Below are 16,535 nucleotides of genomic sequence, written 5' to 3'. Positions count from 1 at the left end.
TTCAGAGCCGTCCCGTCTCCATCGCCCGGGCCACCCGCGACAGCGCCAGGCTGGCCGCGAAGTACAGCGCGGCCACCGCCAGGTAGACCTCGACGTGATAGGGCCGCCAGGCCGTGCCGGCCACCACGGCCTTGGCCGCGCCCAGCACGTCGAACACGCCGATGATGCTGACCAGCGAGGTATCCTTGACCGCGCCCACGAACACGCCCAGCGCCGCCGGCGCGGCGATGCGCCGGGCCTGCGGCCAGATCACGGCCTGGTAGGCCAGGGCGGAGCCCATGCCCAGCGCGCGCGCCGCCGCCATCTGGCCCGGCGGGATGGCCTGCAGCGCGCCGCGCAGCACCTCGGCCAGCAGGCAGGCGGTGTGCAGCGTCAGCGCGGCCAGCGCCATGCTGAACTTGGACACGCCGCCGCCCAGCAGCATGGGCAGCACGAAGGACGCGAACAGCAACTGTGTGACCAACGGCACGCCGCGCACGGCCTCGATCAGCGTGGCGGCGGCGAACGAGCCGGCGGGGCTGGACGAGCGGCGCAGCAGCGCCAGACCGGCCGCCAGCGGCACGGCGGCCAACAGCGCCGCGATCGCCAGGATCAGCGTGACCAGCAGGCCGCCCCAGCGCAGCGGGCCGATGGCCTCGCCGCCCCAGGGCCAGCCGGACAGCGCGCCGGCGGCAAGCGCCAGCGCGGCGATGGCGACGCCGGCGCGTATCCGTCCGGACAGCCGGCCCGCGCCCAGCGCCACGGCGACCGCCAGCAGCAGCGCGGCGCAGGCGACCAGGGCGGGGGCGCGATGCGCCGGCTGCATCGCGCCGAACAACAGCAATGGCAGGTTCTCGCCCACGGCGGCCCAGCAGGCGCCGGCGGCTTGCGCGCAGGCCGCCGCGTCGCCGCGCCAGATTGCGTTGAGCAAGGCCCAGTCGGCGAGCGAGCCGGCGGCGAGCAGCGCCGCCAGCAGCGCGGCCGTCCTGGCCAGGCGCCGCGCCCAGCGCCCGCCGCCTTGCCCAGCAAGGGTGGCAAGCAGCGCGGGGCGTTCGCCCAGGCGCGCGCCGTGCAGATCGCCCGGACCATGCCGGGCGCTGCGCGCGTTCCACGCGGACAGCGCGCCGCCCAGCGCCAGGGCCAGGCCCAGATAGGCCGCCAGCGCCAGCGAGATGCCTTCCAGCGCCAGGCCGGTCTGCGTGATGGCGGTGTTGATGACGGCCATCAGGTCCTGGTAGCCGATGGCGATGGCCAGCGTGCTGTTCTTGATCAGCGCCAGGCACTGGTTGGCGTAAGGCGGCAGCGCCACGCGCGCGGCGTTGGGCGCGACGACCAGGCGCAGGATATCCAGGCGCGATAGCGCCAGCGCCTGTCCGGCCTCGACCAGCCCCGCCGGCACCGCGCGCACCGAGGCGCGCACGATGTCGGCGATATAGGCGGCATGGAACACCGACAGGCCGATGACCAGCGTGGCGAATTCGATGCTGGGCTGCCAGCCGCCTTGCAGGCCCAGTCCGCGCCGGACTGGCAGTTCGACGATGGGCGCGGGCAGGAGGGTCCAGGCGAGCAGCAGGCCGGCCAGCGCCAGCCAGGGCGCGACGCGGATGAGCAGAACGTGTCCACGATGCGCGGGTCCGTCCGCCGCGAGCCGCCGGCGTCGAATCGCCCAGCCCGCGATCAACATGGCGACAATCAGGCTCGCCGCTTGCGGCAGCCAGCCGTGCAGCGCCGGCAGCGCCAGTCCGCGATTGGACAGCAGCACCGACGGCAGCGGCTCCCAGGCCTGGCGCGCGTCGGGCAGGCGCAGCAGCAGGCCGTACCAGACGAAGAGCTGCAACAGCACCGGGGTGTTGCGCAGTGGCGCGATGAGGACGGCCGCCAGCCGCGACGCCACCGGATCGGGCGACAGGCGTGCGAGGCCCAGCGCCACGCCCAGCAGCGTGGCCAGGGGCAGGGCGGCCAGCGCCACCGTCAGCGTGTTGACCAGGCCGGCCGCCAGCGACATCCAGTAGGGATCCTCGGGCAGCACATCGAGCAGGCTTTCCGAGATGCGAAAGCCCGAGGCCTGGAACAGGAAGCCAAAGCCGCCGTGCACGCCGCGCGCGGCCTGCACGGATTCGATCTGCAGCGCCAGCAGCGCGGCCAGCCCGCCCAGGCCCAGGATCCAGGCCAGCGCGGCGGGCCAGCGGCGCGGCGCGGCCGGCAGGACGAGCGCGCTCATGGCGCGCCGCGTCCGATTCGCGCCGAAGGCGCGCGCCGGACGGCGCCAGCGCGCGTCATTGGAACGGCGGCGAGTACAGCAGGCCGCCCTGGTTCCATTGCGCGTTCAGTCCGCGCTCCAGCTTCAGCGGCGTGGCCGCGCCCAGGTTGCGGTTCCACACCTCGCCGTAGTTGCCGACGGCCTTGATGGCGTTGCGCGCCCAATGCTCGTCCAGGCCGAAGCTCTTGCCGATGCCGGGCTCCGCGCCCAGCAGGCGGCGCACCTGCGCGTCCGCGCCCTGCGCCTGGCTGTCGGCGTTGGCGGCGGTGACGCCCAGTTCCTCGGCGGCCACCAGCGCGTTGACGGTCCAGCGCACGATGGCGCTCCAGTTGGGGTCGTCCTGGCGCACGAAGGGGCCGAGCGGCGACTTGTTGATGCGCTCGGGCAGGATGACGAAGTCGTCCGGATTGGCGGCGCGCGCGGCGCGGCTGGCGGCCAGCGTGGACGCGTCTGACAGATAGACGTCGCAGCGGCCCGCGTAGAAGGCCTGTTCCAGCTCAACCAGGTTCTCGATCACCACCGGCCGGTACGACAGCTTGCGCTTCTTGAAGTAATCGACCAGGTTCTGTTCGTTGACGGTGCCCGGCTGCACGCAGACCTGCGCGCCGTCCAGTTCGGCGGCGCTCTTGACGCCCAGCTTCTTCGGCACCATGAAGCCCTGGCCGTCGTAGAACACGATGCCGGCCGAGACGATGCCCAGGCCGGCGTCGCGGCCCGAGGTGATGGTGGTGTTGCGGTTCAGCACGTCGATCTCGCCGCTTTGCAGCGCCGGAAAGCGTTGCTGCGAACTGAGCGGCACGAAGCGGGTCTTGGACGCGTCGCCCAGCACGGCGGCGGCCAGCGCGCGGCACAGGTCGGCGTCCAGGCCGGTCCAGCGGCCCTGCGCGTCGGCGATGGACAGGCCGGCCGAGCCCTGGCTCACGCCGCAGACCAGCTCGCCGCGCTTCTTGATGGCGTCCACCGTGGGGCCGGCCTGCGCCGCGCCGGCCATGGCCAGCGCCGCCGCCGCGCCCGTCGTGGCCTTGATGAGGAAATTGATGCCGATGCGTCGTGCCTTCATGCCTGTCCTGTATTCGTCGTATGCAAGAAAGGCATGCATTCTAGGTGTGGCCGCGCGGGAATCGAGCGACTGTCTCGTCATATGGATATGAGCACTAAGCCTTATCGTTATCGTGTTCACGTCCCTACAATTCCCAGCATCCGAGGCCCGTTCCCCGTGGCGGGCCCGCCGGCGCTGGCGCCGGTCCTTTCTTGTTGTGGAGCAGATGGCGCATGCGTTGGCAGGATGAGTTCAGGCAGTTCTTTCCCATCACGCGGGACCGCGTCTACGCCAACATCGCCTACACCAGTCCGCTGTCGCCCAAGGTGGCCTCGGCGGTGGCCGATTTCTTCGACGGCATCGCCCATGCGCGCAGCGACAAGCCGGGCTGGCTGGCCGATGCCGACGCGCTGCGCGCGCGCCTGGCCCGGCTGATCGGCGGCGACGCGCGCCGGCTGGCCTTTACCAAGAACACGACGGAGGGGCTGAACACCGTGGCCCAGGGCCTGCCCTGGCGGGAAGGCGACAACCTGGTCGTGGACGACCAGGAGCATCCTTCGAACGCGCTGCCGTGGCTGAGCCTGCGCCGGCGTGGCGTGGACGTGCGCGTGGCCTCGTCGGGCGGACATCGCTACACCGTGGACGATATCTGGGCGCGCGTGGATGCGCGCACGCGGCTGGTCGCGCTGTCCTGGGTGCAGTACGCCACGGGCTTGCGCAGCGACATCGCGGAACTGGGCCGGCGCTGCGCGGCCCGGGACATCTGGCTGGTGGTGGACGGCATACAGGGCGCCGGCCTGCTGCGCGCGCGGGTCGACGACTGGGGCGTGGACGCGTTCGCCTGCGGCGCGCACAAGGGCCTGCTCGGCCCGCTGGGCGTGGGCTTCCTGCATCTGTCGCCGGCGCTGCTGGACGCGCTGGATCCGCCGTACCTGGGGCCGTCCGGCGGCCTGTCGCTGGACAAGTCCGGACCCGAGTGGCGCGTCGCCGCGCCCGACCGCCAGGACGCGCGGCGGCTGGAGACCGGCAATCTGAATTACCCCGGCATCGCCGGCTGGGCCGGAGCGCTGGACCTGATCGAGCAGGCCGACCCGGCGCGCATCGAGCCCTGGGCGCTGGAATTGTCGCGCGCGCTGGCCGACGGCCTGCGCGGCCTGGGCCTGGACGTGGTGTCGCCGGCCGACGCGTCCATGCGCAGCACCACCACGGCGCTGCGCCTGCCCGATCCGGCGGCCGCGCTGGCCCATCTGGCCGAGGCCGGGGTGGTGGCCAGCATTGTGGAGTATGGTTACGTGCGCCTGTCATTGGGCGCCTATAACAACCACGAGGATGTGGACCGCATCCTGCGCGCCGCGCGCGGATGGGTCTAGGAAAACCTTTCGCATCAACGCAATCGTTCCGAGGAGAAGCAGATGAGCGACAGCAAGAAACCCAATTGGCGTCTGGAAACCGTGGCCGTGCATGGCGGCTACCGGCCCGATCCCACCACCCGCGCGGTGGCGGTGCCGATCTACCAGACCGTGGCCTACGCGTTCGACGACACGCAGCACGGCGCCGACCTGTTCGACCTGAAGGTCGCGGGCAATATCTACACCCGCATCATGAACCCGACCACCGACGTGCTGGAACAGCGCGTCGCGGCGCTGGAAGGCGGCATCGCCGCGCTGGCGCTGGCCTCGGGCCAGGCCGCCGTGACCTACGCGATCCTGACCATCGCCGAGGCGGGCGACAACATCGTCTCGTCCAGCACGCTGTACGGCGGCACCTACAACCTGTTCGCCCACACGCTGCCGCAGTACGGCATCACCACGCGCTTCGCGGATCCGCGCGATATCGGCTCGTTCGAGAAGCAGATCAACGAACGCACCAAGGCGATCTTCGCCGAGTCCGTCGGCAACCCGCTGGGCAACATCACCGACATCGCCGCGCTGGCCGAGCTGGCGCACCGCCACGGCCTGCCGCTGATCGTCGACAACACCGTGCCCTCGCCGTACCTGCTGCGTCCGATCGAGCACGGCGCGGACATCGTGGTGCAGTCGCTGACCAAGTACCTGGGCGGCCATGGCACCAGCCTGGGCGGCGCCATCATCGACTCGGGCAAGTTCCCCTGGGCCGAGCACAAGGCCCGCTTCAAGCGCCTGAACGAACCCGACATCAGCTATCACGGCGTGGTCTATACCGAGGCCTTCGGCCCGGCCGCCTATATCGGCCGCGCCCGCGTGGTGCCGCTGCGCAATACCGGCGCGGCGATCTCGCCGTTCAATTCCTTCCAGATCCTGCAGGGCATCGAGACGCTGGCGCTGCGGGTGGACCGCATCGTCGAGAACGCGGTCAAGGTCGCCGGCTTCCTGCGCGAGCATCCCAAGGTCGAATGGGTCAACTACGCCGGCCTGCCGGACCACGCCGACCACGCCCTGGTGCAGAAGTACCTGGGCGGCAAGGCGCCGGGCCTGTTCACCTTCGGCGTGAAGGGCGGCCGCGAGGCCGGCGCGCGCTTCCAGGACGCGCTGCAGCTGTTCACCCGACTGGTCAACATCGGCGACGCTAAGTCGCTGGCCACGCATCCGGCGTCCACCACGCACCGCCAGCTCAATCCCGAAGAGCTGCAAAAGGCCGGCGTGCGCGAGGAAACCGTGCGCCTGTCGATCGGCATCGAGCACATCGACGACCTGATCGCCGATCTGGACCAGGCCCTGGCGCAGGTGTGACGATGGCGATGATGCAACGCAGAACCCTGCTGAAGCTGGTGGCGGGCCTGCCCGCCGTGGCCGCCGCGCCCGCGCTGGCGGCCGGCAGGCAGGGCGCCGCCGGCAAGGACGCCGGCGGCAAGACCTATGTGCTGGCGCATGGCTCCTGGCATGGCGGCTGGTGCTGGCGGCCGGTGGCCGAGCGCCTGGCGGCGGCCGGCCACCGGGTGTACGCGCCCAGCTATACCGGCATGGGCGATCGCGCCCACCTGCTGTCCCGCAGCATCACCATCGATACCTTCGTCGAGGACCTGGTGCAGGTCATCCAGACCGAGGAGCTGAACGACGTGATCCTGGTGGGCCACAGCTTCGGCGGGATCCCGATCACGGGCGTGGCCGACCGGATTCCGGAACGGCTGGCGCACCTGGTGTACTTCGACGCGATCGTGCTGCAGAGCGGCCAGAACGCGTTCTCGGTCTATCCGCAGGCCGACGCCGATGCGCGCATCGCGGCGGCCTCCAAGGCCACCGACGGACTGGCGGTGCCGATCCCGGATCCGATTCCAGCGGCCTGGGGTTTCAAGGAAGGCAGCGCCGACCACGCCTGGGTCAAGCGCCGCCTGACCGCGCATCCGCTGGCCAGCTACACCACGCCGCTCACGCTCAAGCATCCGATCGGCAACGGCCGGCCGCGCACCTACATCCACTGCACCCAGCCCGAGCTGGGCGTGCTGGAGGCCTCGCGCAAGCTGGTCAAGTCGCAACCGGGCTGGAACTGGGTCGACCTGGCCGCGCCGCACGAGGCGCACATCACGCATCCGGATCAGCTCTCGGCTCTGCTGCTGGGCCTGTCCTGAGGCGGGAAGGGCCGGCCCGTCCGCTCAGGCGGCGCCGGCCTGGCGCTTGCGGCAGGCTGACGGCGCCATGCCCTCGGCGCGCTGGAAGGCGCGGCTGAAGGCCGCCTGCGACTGGTAGCCCACGCGCTCGGCGGCTTCCTGGATGCCCGCGCCTTGTTCCAGCAGCCTGCGGGCGGCGCGCATGCGCAGCGCCTGCAGCAGCTGGGCGGGCGTGGTGCCGCTGTGCAGCGTGAAACGGCGGTGGAAGGTGGCCTTGGACATGTGCAGCCGGTCGGCCATGTCCTGCAGGCTCCAGGGCAGCGCCGGCTCGGCCAGGATGGCCTGCAGCAGCCCGGCCATGGCCGGGTCGCGCGCCAGCACCAGCAGGCCGTGCGCTTGCGGGTCGCGCGCCGCCAGATGGCGCAGCATGAAGAAGATGAGCAGGTCGGTCAGCCGCTCCAGCACCAGCGGCGAGGCGGCCGGATCGGCGGTCTCGTCCAGGATCAGCTGGAACACGCCGCGCGCGGCGGCATAGCGCGCGTCGCTGGCGCGCAATAGCAGATAATCGGGCAGGGCGTCTGCCAGCAGGCCGTCCAGCCCGGAACGGAATTCGAAGAAGCCGCAGGCCAGGCCGGTGCCGTCGGGGCGGCGCGGTTCCAGCGGCTGCATGCCCCGGGACGGGTCCGCGGGCGTGGCGCCGGCGGGCATCAGCGTGTGCGGCAGGTCGCGCAGGAAGAAGATGCCGTCGCCGGCGGCCAGCGCCAGGCTTTCGGTTGCCAGGTCCACGCGGCAATCGCCGTGCAGGATCAGGTGGAAGCTGGCGCGCGCGCGGCCGCTGGTGCTGGCGTTCCAGGCGCCGCAATACTGGCCCAGGTGATAGAGGCTGGAGCGCACGTCCAGGCTGGACAGCAGCAGCGCGTCGGCGGCGGATCGGTCGTGGGCGGGCTGGGACAAGGCGTTCCGGAAAAACCCGGCCATCTGATACGGCGCAGGCACAATAGCAGTTTGAGAGGATGATGCGCCATGCGCCCGGGTTATAAGCGCATAGCTGAAAGTCGATAAGTTCGAGCATCAAGTTGCGATCAGCGGGCATTGTCGCCCGCCGCCGGGCATACGCACAATACGGTTTTGCAATCCGCACCTGGAGATCCACATGGCCCGTCTGACCATCCATACCGCGCAAAGCGCGCCTGAAGCCGTCCGTCCCGCCCTGAGCGCCGCCGAACAGGGCGCCGGCTACCTGTCGAACCTGCTGGGCGTGCTGGCCAATGCGCCGGCGGCCCTGGAGGCCTATCAGACGCTGTCGCAGATCAACGCCCGCGCCGGGCTGACGCTGCAGGAGCGCGAAGTGGTGCAACTGGTGGCCGGCACGCGCCACGGCTGCACCTTCTGCGTGGCCGGCCATACGGCGCTGGCCCGCAACAAGGCCAAGCTCTCGCCCGAGGTGGTCGAGGCGCTGCGCGCCCAGGGCACGCTGCCCGACGCGCGGCTGCAGGCGCTGGCCGCCTTCACCGAGGCCGTCATCACCACGCGCGGCCGCGTCAGCGACGCCGAGCTGCAGGCGCTGCGCGAGGCCGGCTACACCGACGGCAACGCGCTGGAAGTGATCGTCGGCGTGGGCCTGGCCACCATCTGCAATTTCGGCAACAACCTGGCGCAGACGCCGCTCAATACGCAGCTGGCCGACTACGCCTGGAGCCCCAAGCAATGACGGCGACGCAGGCGCTTACCGATACCGGCGCGCGTTCCTGGCTGCCGGCCGAGCTGCGCGACTGGCTGGACGCGCATGCCCAGGCGCTGGACGAAGGCGCCGAGGATCCCGCCTCGGTCCTGCCCAGGCTGGCCGAGGCCGGCGTGTTCCGGCTGGGCGTGCCCGCCAGCCAGGGCGGCCTGGAAGGCAGCGATGCCGGCGACGCCATCGAGGCGGTGTCGCAGCTGGCCGAGCATTCCGTGGCGGCGGCCTTCGTGGCCTGGGGCCAGCGCGTCTTCATCGAATACCTGCTGCACAGTCCGAACCAGGCGCTGGCGCGCGACTGGACCGGCCCGCTGCTGCGCGGCGAGCTGGCCGGCGCCACGGCGCTGTCCAACGCCATGAAGTTCCTCAGCGGCATCGAGTCGCTGCAGATCTCGGCGCGCCAGGACGGCGACGACTGGGTGCTGGACGGCCGCATGCCCTGGGTCACCAATCTACGCCCGGACGGCTTCCTGGTGGCGGCGGCCGTGACCGCGCCGGACGGCACGCCGGCCGTGGTGGCGCTGCCGCAGGGCATCGCCGGCCTGACGCGCAGCGCCGACCTGCGCCTGCTGGGCCTGCAATCGAGCAATACGGCGGCGCTGGAAGTGAAGGGCGTGCGCATCAGTCCGCGCTGGCTGATCCATGCCGACGCCCGCCAGTACCTGCCGCAGGCGCGGCCGGCCTTCGCCGGGCTGCAATGCGGCCTGTCCATCGGCCTGGCCCGGCGCGCGCTGCGCCAGGCCGCGAAGGCGGGGCAGGGGCAGGGCGCGCGCGGCATCCTGGCCGAGCCGCTGGCGCAGCTGCAGGCCCAGGTCGAATACCTGTCGGACCAGCTCATCGCCGGCGTGCGCGAGGGCCGCTACGTGGCCGAGCCCTGGCTGCTGTTCGAGGTCCGCATCGCGCTGGCCGAGGCGGCGCAGCAGGCAGTGCAGCTGGAGCTGCAGGCCAGCGGCGGCGCGGCCTACCTGAAGCCGGCCGGCGATGGCTTCGCGCGGCGCTGGCGCGAGGCCGCCTTCCTGCCCATCGTCACGCCCAGCCTGGTGCAGTTGAAGACCGAGCTGGCCAAGCGCCGGGCCCGGCTGGCCGCCGAGGCGGCGGCATGAGTGACGACATGAGCGGCGGCGTGCCGGTGCTGCGCGCGCGCGGCCTGACGCTGCGCTATCCGGGCGCCGACGCCGCCGTGTTCCAGGACGTGAACCTGGACCTGGCGCGCGGCGAGGTGCTGGCCGTGCTGGGCGCCAGCGGGGCCGGCAAGTCCAGCCTGCTGCGCGTGCTGGCCGGGCTGCAGGCGCCCAGCGCCGGCACGCTCGACATGGAAGGCCAGCCGCTGGCCGGCGTGCATCCGCGCGTGGCCGTGGCGTTCCAGGATCCGGGCCTCTTGCCCTGGCTGACGCTGGAACGCAACGTGGCCTTCGGCCTGGACTTCAAGCATCAGCCGGCGCTGGATGCGCGCGAGCGCGCGCGGCGCGTGGACCTGGCCATCGAGGAAGTCGGCCTGTCGCACGCCCGCCAGCTGCGGCCGGCGCAGCTGTCCGGCGGCATGGCGCAGCGCACCGCGCTGGCGCGCTGCCTGGCCCGCCAGCCGGCGGTGCTGCTGCTGGACGAGCCGTTCGGGGCGCTGGACGAGGTCACGCGCGCCGAGATGCAGACGCTGCTGCGCAAGGTGGTGGCCGACGTCGGCGCCGCCGCGCTGCTGATCACCCACGATATCGACGAGGCGCTGCTGCTGGCCGACCGCATCGTGCTGCTGGGCGGCGCGCCCGGCGGCGTGCTGGGCGAATGGGCCGTGGACCTGCCGCAGCCGCGCGCCGACCTGCTGCCCGAAATGGGCGCGCTGCGCCTGGAAATCCTGTCCCGCCTGCGCGGCGCGCTGCGGGCCGGACGCGCGGCGTCCGAACCGGCGGTATCTGTTTGACCCCCCATCAGAGCAAGACACAAGGAGCCTAGGAATGTGCCTGGAACACATGTCGCGTCGCGACTGGTTGAAACTGACGGCGCTGCTGAGCGCGGGCGGGGCGGCGTCGTTGCTGTCCGCCTTCAACGCGCGCGCCCAGGCCGAGCCCGACGCGCCGGTGCGCATCGGCTATCTGCCGATCACCGACGCCGCGCCGCTGCTGGTGGCGCACAACAACGGCCTGTTCGACAAGGCCGGCGTCAAGGCCGAGAAGCCCACGCTGCTGCGCAGCTGGGCGCAGGTGATCGAGGCCTTCATCTCGGGGCAGGTCAACGTGGTGCACCTGCTGTCGCCCATGACCGTCTGGGCGCGCTTCGGCAGCCAGGTGCCGGCCAAGGTGGTGGCGTGGAACCACGTCGGCGGCTCCGGCCTGACGGTGACGCCGGAGATCAACAGCGTCAAGGACCTGGGCGGCAAGACCGTGGCGATCCCGTTCTGGTATTCCATCCATAACGTGGTGCTGCAATACCTGCTGCGCGAGAACGGCTTGACGCCGGTGTCGCGCAAGGACGGCGCGCCGGCGGCGGGCGAGGTCAACCTGATCGTGATGGCGCCGGCCGACATGCCGCCGGCGCTGGCGCAGAAGCGCATCGCCGGCTACATCGTGGCCGAGCCCTTCAACGCCGCGGCCGAGACGCTGGGCGTGGGCAAGGTGCTGCGCTTCACCGGCGACGTCTGGCGCAACCACGCTTGCTGCGTGGTGTTCATGCACGAGCGCGACCTGGAACAGCGGCCGCAGTGGTCGCAGAAGGTGGTGGATGCCATCGTGCAGGCCCAGCTCTGGATCCGCGACAACCGCGAGGAAACCGCCAGGCTGCTGTCCAAGGAAGGCATCAACCGCTATACGCCGCACGGCCTGCCGGCCCTGAGCAAAGTGCTGGCGCCGCCGCCCGAGGACCGCGAGCGCTACCTGGCCAGCGGCGCGATCCGCCATGGCGACTGGGACGAGCGTCGCATCGACTTCCAGCCCTATCCCTTCCCGAGCTACACCGAGGAACTGGTGCGCCGGCTGCGCGATACGCTGATCGAGGCCGACCGGGGCTTCCTGGCGACGCTGGATCCGGCGCGCGCGGCCGCCGAGCTGGTCGACGACCGCTACGTCAAGCGCGCCATCGAGGCTGCTGGCGGATTGGGGCGCTTCGGCTTTCCCGAGAGCTACGTCCGCAGCGAGCAGGTGCAGGCGTGAGCGGGACGCCGTCCACGGCGGCGGGCGCGGCTGCGGCAGCGTCGGGATCGGGCGCAACGGCGCCAGCCGCGCGCGCCCGTACCGGCACCCGGCCGCCGGGGCTGGCCAGCCGCGCCGGCCTGGGCGTGCTGGGGCTGGCGGTCGTGGCGCTGGCCTGGTGGCTATGCACCGCCGTGCTGCCGGCCGAAGGCGCGATGGCGCGGCGTTTCGCGCCCGGCCCGACCTTGAGCGCGCTGGCCATGCTGCTGACCGGCCCGGACCTGCCAGGCCACATCCTGGTCAGCCTGCGCCGCATCGCGGTGGGCCTGGGGCTGGCGCTGGCCGTGGGCGTGCCGCTGGGGCTGGCCATCGGCAGCTTCCGACGGCTGGAGGCGGCGCTGTCGCCCGCCATGCAGTTCCTGCGCATGATCTCGCCGCTGTCCTGGATGCCGATCGCCGTGATGGCCTTCGGCGTGGGCGATGATCCGGTGTACTTCCTGCTGGCCTTCGCCGCCGTCTGGCCCATCGTGCTCAACACCGCCGCCGGCGTGCATCACCTGGATCCGCGCTGGCTGCTGCTGGCGCAGAGCGTGGCCGCGACCCGCTGGGAAACGCTGTGCCATGTGATCCTGCCGGGCGTGCTGGGCCACATCCTGACCGGCCTGCGGCTGGCCATCGGCATCCTGTGGATCGTGTTGGTGCCCTGCGAGATGCTGGGCGTGTCGGCCGGCATGGGCTATTTCATCCTGGATACGCGCGACCGGCTGGCCTATCCCGAATTGATGGCGATGGTGCTGTTGATCGGGCTGCTGGGCTTCCTGCTGGACGCGGCGGCGCGGGCGCTGTATCGGCGCTGGAGCCGTTAGTCGCTGGCCGCGACGGGGCGCGTTTCGTGATTCGGGCCATAGCCTGTACGCTATGGCTCCATCCCGCGCGGCGCCCTGGCGGCGCATTCCCATTTCAGGCATGAACCCATGACCATCAGCACGCTTGTCCCGCTCATCGGCCACACCTCGGCAAGCGCCGCGCTGCAGGATTGCATGCTGGGCCTGGGCATGAAGAAGATGCCCAAGGGCGACTCGACCACCCGGGTGCGCACCCAGGACAAGCTGGTGTCGCTGGAATTCGATCCCACCGAATCCTACATGGGCAGGAATGTCCGGGAGCCCGTGGGCGACGGCGGGTTCACGCTGGAGTCCTTCGATGTGCACCAGGGATACCTGGGGGAGCTGCCTTTCGGCCTGTCGCTGGCCATGGAGCGGCAGCAGGTGGACGCGGCGCTGGGTAGGGCCCTGGACGAAGACCCGAAGGCAGAGGTCCAGACCTACCGCCGGGATGCCTTCCTGATCATCGTGTTCTATGGCAGGAAAGGGCGGAAGATCGACACATTCAGGTTCACCCGGCCCAACGTCCATAGCGCCAAGCGATTCAACATCGAGCTCCAGGCCGTTGCCGCCGAAACACCGAGTGCGACCGCGCAGCCGCTGTCCGCCCCGGAACTGCTGTCCTTCCTGGGCGCATCGCCGGACGACGCCGCCTTTGGCGCCTGGCTGGACCAGCATGGCATCCACGACCGTCCGCATGCGGCCCCTGGCGTTGACGGCCATGGCGCCGCGTCGGACGAGACGCTGCGCGAGGCGCGCCTGAGCGAGATCGACGAGAACGAGCGGCACGGCGTTGCGTTGATCTACGAAAGCCGGGAAAACCACGGCCGGCTGTTTTCCGCCGAAGCTGCGGGGCAGGGCTACGTCCTCAAGCAGGCGGCCTTCTACGGCCCGGGTGTTTCCGGCCGCGCCGGATTCCAGGGCGAGCTTCCTTTCGGCTTGCGCTTCGCCGACGGACCGGCGCAGGTTCAGGAAAAGCTCTCCGCCCCGATCGCCCGCCGCGTGCTGCATGGACTGCCGGCGGAACTCTGGGTCGACAAGGACTGGCATCTGAACATCAGCTACACGGCGGACGCCAGCCGCGTCGCCATCGTGCACGTGCGCAGGCCGAATCGCTACGATCTGGAGATGATCGGCGCCGCTTCATCGGAAGCATCCCGGAACGCGCCGGACCTGGAAAAGTTGAACGCGGCCATCGGCCTGGCCGTGGATGACGCCAAACTGCAGGCGGCCCTGGCGCCGCTGGCGTGGAATCGGGACGCACGGGACGAGGCCGGGCGCGGCGATGAGTTCTTTCGCTACCTGAAGTCCCACGGCCTGAGCCTGTATTTCCGCGATGGCGCGGACGCGGGCACGACCGTTCTTGCCGGCTACCGCGTGAACCGGGCCGGCGACATGGACAGCGCGGGATACCCGGGGCCGCTGCCCTTCGGCCTGGCGTTCTCCACCAGGCTCGAGGACATCATCCCGCGCGTGGGCAGGGATCCGGACGCGCACGGCGTGGCCGAGGACACCGGCTACTTCCTGTGGAATCTTCCCGGCTTCAGGCTGCATGTGCTGTACAGCCTGATTGACTGGCAGGTGTACAGGGTGACGTGTTCCGGGCCCGTGGCGGGATAGGCCATCATTCTTCCATGTCGTTCACGGGGCGGCACTCCTGTATGGCCGCTCAATCCGGGGCAGGCTTGCGCTTCCGGAACGGAGCGGTCCTCGGCAGGAAGGACCGCTCCGTCCGGTGCGGCCGGATCAACCAGGATTTTCGTCGTTGCGGGAATACGCCCGTTCAGGCGACGAAAGGGTAGCGCGCGCCGGCGTCTCAGTACTTGACGCTGACCCGCGCCCACACGCTGCGGCCGGGTTCATTGACCCGCGAGTGGCCGGGGAAGCCGAAGCCGGCGTCGCCGGCCAGGTTCAGGTGCTCGGCATAGGCCTTGTCGAACAGGTTGTCCACGCCCAGCGACAGCTTGACCTGCTTGCTGATGGCATAGCCCGCGTTCAGCGAGAACACGCCGAAGCCCGCGCTGGGGCCGAAGTCCTGGCCGACCACGTTGCCGCTGTTGAGCGCGTAGCGCTTCTGCGGCGCGACCAGGCGCCAGAGCGCGCCGGCGGACCAGACGCCGTCGTCGTAGGCGGCGCTGAGCTTGGCTTCCAGCGGCGGGATCTGGGGCAGGGCGCGGCCGTCGCTGCGGTTCTCGCCCCAGGCATAGGCCAGGGTGGCGCCCAGGGTCCACGACGGCGCGACCTTCCACGACGCGCCCAGCTCGCCGCCGGCGATGCGCGCGTTCACGTTCGAGGCCTGCGAGGTCGGTCCCATCATGCCGCCCGGGCGGTAGTCGAACAGGATGAAGTCCCGCACGTAGCCGGCATAGCCGGACACCCAGGCGTCGACCTTGTCGCCGCGGTACTGCATGCCCACATCCAGCTGCGTGGTCTTTTCGGGCTTGATCGCGTCGAAGGCGTTGACCGAGCCGGCCGGGCCCCTGCCGGGCGAGAACAGCTCCCAGTAGTCGGGGAAGCGCTGCACATGGCCCAGGCCTACATACCAGGTGGCCGGCAGGTTCTCCAGGTCCTGCTCGTAGCGCAGGAAGCCGCTGGGCAGCGTGCTGTCGCGACGCTGGCCGGCGGTGGGATTGGGCATCATCATCATGTGGCCCGAGGTGGGACGGAAGTCCTTGGCCGAGGCCCGGTCCACGCGCGCGCCGCCGATCAGGCGGCCACGTTCGGACGCGCGCCAGGTCAGTTCCGAGAACAGGCCGACGTTGCTGAATTCGGCGTCCTTTTCCCACGACTGGTTGCGATACGAGTTCGTGTCGGTGCCGCTGCGGCCACGGTGGCGGCTCTGCTGGAAGTCCAGCCCGCCGGTCATGGACAGCGCATCGGCCAGCTTGAGCGTGGCGGCGACGCGGCCGCCCCAGGTGGCGCGGTCCACGTCGGCTGCCATGGCCATCGGCATGGGGCCGTTCGGATCGGGCCGGCGCAGCGTGTAGTTGTCCATCACATGGTCGGCGTAGTTGTAGTAGAGCTGGGCCTCGATCTTTTCCAGCGTGGCGCCGAGGTTGCGCTTCTCGAAGCGCAGCCCGAAGCTCTCGCGCTTGAACTTCGAGCCGTCCATGCCCCGGCCGGCGTAACGCGCCTCGCCGTCGCCGGTGCCGGCGGTCAGCTCGAACAGCGTGTCGGCGTCCGGCGTGAAGCCCAGGGCCAGGTCGGTGTTCCACTTGTCCCAGCGCGAGGGCACGCGCAGGCCGTTGCCGTCCTTGTAGTCCTGCGAGTGCGAGTGGTTGCCGGTGACGCGCACGTAGACGCTTTCGTTGCCGGCAGTGAAGTCGGCGGTCTGGTCATTGCGGCCGAACGAGCCGCCGGTCAGGCTGCCGTCGAAGCGCACGCCGGCCTCGGTGAAGCGCGGCGTGTCGCGGTCGAAGCGCACGGTGCCGGCCGAGGCGCCGGGGCCCCACAGCACGGTCTGCGGTCCCTTGATGACGGTGAGCTGGTCGAAGGTCTCGGGCGAGATATAGGAGCTGGGCGCGTCCATGCGCGCCGGGCAGGCGCCGGGCATGGCGCTGCCGTTGGTCAGGATGTTCAGGCGCGAACCGAACATGCCGCGCAGCACCGGATCGCCGTTGGTGCCGCCATTGCGGATGGCCGAGAAGCCGGGAATGGTCTTCAGGTAGTCGGTGCCGTCGCTGGCCGGCAGCGGCTGGCGCGGCGTCTTGGGATTGGTGATGAAGGTCAGCGGCGAATCGGGCGCGACGGCGGTGATGACCACCGGATCCATGTCGAAGGCGGGCGCCTGCTGGGCGCGGGCGGCGGGGAAGATGGCGGCCAGGGCCGTGGCCAGCGCCAGGGCGCGGGGAAATTCGAAACTCGGGTTCTGCATGACGGTGCGTCTCTGTCTTTGCATGTCGGACGGCCGCGCGCGTGCCGACGCCGCGCGCGCGGGTCGTGGACCGTGAATGCGGCGCAAGGCGGCGAAAGGCAGGCGGAGGGTACGGCGGCCGG

The 16,535-nt window shown here is 70.9% G+C and carries 13 protein-coding genes; 9 read left to right on the top strand and 4 right to left on the bottom strand.

Annotation, left to right across the window (positions count from 1 at the left end):
- Nucleotide 1: 1 nt before the first annotated feature.
- Together ACEU5R_RS04985 and ACEU5R_RS04980 are read right to left on the bottom strand one after the other, a co-directional pair.
- The gene (locus ACEU5R_RS04985) at nt 2-2,200 is read right to left on the bottom strand and encodes an ABC transporter permease subunit (RefSeq protein WP_392409313.1); all 2,199 of its coding nucleotides are present in this window, start codon (nt 2,198-2,200) and stop codon (nt 2-4) included.
- Between the two features lie 55 nt (nt 2,201-2,255).
- Nucleotides 2,256-3,299 (bottom strand): amino acid ABC transporter substrate-binding protein, encoded by a 1,044-nt coding sequence (locus ACEU5R_RS04980; RefSeq protein WP_212314639.1) that lies wholly within the window; start codon nt 3,297-3,299, stop codon nt 2,256-2,258.
- A 212-nt stretch (nt 3,300-3,511) separates the two neighbouring features.
- Between ACEU5R_RS04980 and ACEU5R_RS04975 the strand changes: the two genes are divergently transcribed.
- The 3 genes from ACEU5R_RS04975 to ACEU5R_RS04965 are packed head-to-tail and all read left to right on the top strand — an operon-like array spanning nt 3,512 to nt 6,822.
- A complete protein-coding gene (locus ACEU5R_RS04975; protein ID WP_392409312.1) occupies nt 3,512-4,648 on the top strand; it encodes an aminotransferase class V-fold PLP-dependent enzyme in 1,137 nt (378 codons plus the stop codon).
- A 42-nt stretch (nt 4,649-4,690) separates the two neighbouring features.
- Nucleotides 4,691-5,986 (top strand): O-acetylhomoserine aminocarboxypropyltransferase/cysteine synthase family protein, encoded by a 1,296-nt coding sequence (locus ACEU5R_RS04970; protein ID WP_212314644.1) that lies wholly within the window; start codon nt 4,691-4,693, stop codon nt 5,984-5,986.
- An 11-nt stretch (nt 5,987-5,997) separates the two neighbouring features.
- Complete coding sequence (locus ACEU5R_RS04965) at nt 5,998-6,822, top strand: alpha/beta fold hydrolase (RefSeq protein ID WP_103276459.1); 825 nt, start codon at nt 5,998-6,000, stop codon at nt 6,820-6,822.
- Nucleotides 6,823-6,846: 24 nt separating this feature from the next.
- Here the strand turns inward: ACEU5R_RS04965 and ACEU5R_RS04960 are convergent, their stop codons facing one another.
- Nucleotides 6,847-7,755: a cupin domain-containing protein gene (locus ACEU5R_RS04960; RefSeq protein WP_392409311.1), complete on the bottom strand. Its 909-nt coding sequence runs from the start codon at nt 7,753-7,755 to the stop codon at nt 6,847-6,849.
- 199 nt (nt 7,756-7,954) lie between these two features.
- Between ACEU5R_RS04960 and ACEU5R_RS04955 the strand changes: the two genes are divergently transcribed.
- The 6 genes from ACEU5R_RS04955 to ACEU5R_RS04930 all read left to right on the top strand — a co-directional run bounded on the left by ACEU5R_RS04955 (nt 7,955) and on the right by ACEU5R_RS04930 (nt 14,159).
- Nucleotides 7,955-8,512: a carboxymuconolactone decarboxylase family protein gene (locus ACEU5R_RS04955; protein WP_392409310.1), complete on the top strand. Its 558-nt coding sequence runs from the start codon at nt 7,955-7,957 to the stop codon at nt 8,510-8,512.
- Nucleotides 8,509-9,639 carry an acyl-CoA dehydrogenase family protein gene (locus ACEU5R_RS04950; protein WP_392409309.1) on the top strand — a complete coding sequence of 377 codons (1,131 nt, stop codon included), beginning with the start codon at nt 8,509-8,511 and terminating at the stop codon, nt 9,637-9,639. The genes ACEU5R_RS04955 and ACEU5R_RS04950 overlap by 4 nt, the downstream gene beginning before the upstream one ends.
- On the top strand, nt 9,636-10,451 hold the full coding sequence (locus tag ACEU5R_RS04945; RefSeq protein ID WP_392409308.1) for an ABC transporter ATP-binding protein: 816 nt from the start codon (nt 9,636-9,638) through the stop codon (nt 10,449-10,451). Before ACEU5R_RS04950 ends, ACEU5R_RS04945 begins: the two co-directional genes overlap by 4 nt.
- Nucleotides 10,452-10,485: 34 nt before the next feature.
- On the top strand, nt 10,486-11,676 hold the full coding sequence (locus ACEU5R_RS04940) for an ABC transporter substrate-binding protein (RefSeq protein WP_392409306.1): 1,191 nt from the start codon (nt 10,486-10,488) through the stop codon (nt 11,674-11,676).
- Nucleotides 11,673-12,521, top strand: coding sequence for an ABC transporter permease (locus ACEU5R_RS04935; protein ID WP_392409305.1), 849 nt, complete (start codon nt 11,673-11,675; stop codon nt 12,519-12,521). Before ACEU5R_RS04940 ends, ACEU5R_RS04935 begins: the two co-directional genes overlap by 4 nt.
- A gap of 108 nt (nt 12,522-12,629) precedes the next feature.
- Nucleotides 12,630-14,159 carry a hypothetical protein gene (locus tag ACEU5R_RS04930; protein ID WP_392409304.1) on the top strand — a complete coding sequence of 510 codons (1,530 nt, stop codon included), beginning with the start codon at nt 12,630-12,632 and terminating at the stop codon, nt 14,157-14,159.
- Nucleotides 14,160-14,355: 196 nt separating this feature from the next.
- Here ACEU5R_RS04930 and ACEU5R_RS04925 read toward each other — a convergent pair whose 3' ends face one another.
- Complete coding sequence (locus tag ACEU5R_RS04925; protein ID WP_392409303.1) at nt 14,356-16,437, bottom strand: TonB-dependent copper receptor; 2,082 nt, start codon at nt 16,435-16,437, stop codon at nt 14,356-14,358.
- Nucleotides 16,438-16,535 lie beyond the last annotated feature (98 nt).

It is taken from the genome of Achromobacter sp. 413638 (genome assembly GCF_043119405.1).
Lineage (GTDB): Bacteria > Pseudomonadota > Gammaproteobacteria > Burkholderiales > Burkholderiaceae_B > Achromobacter.
This window is presented reverse-complemented; position numbering and strand designations above follow the sequence as displayed.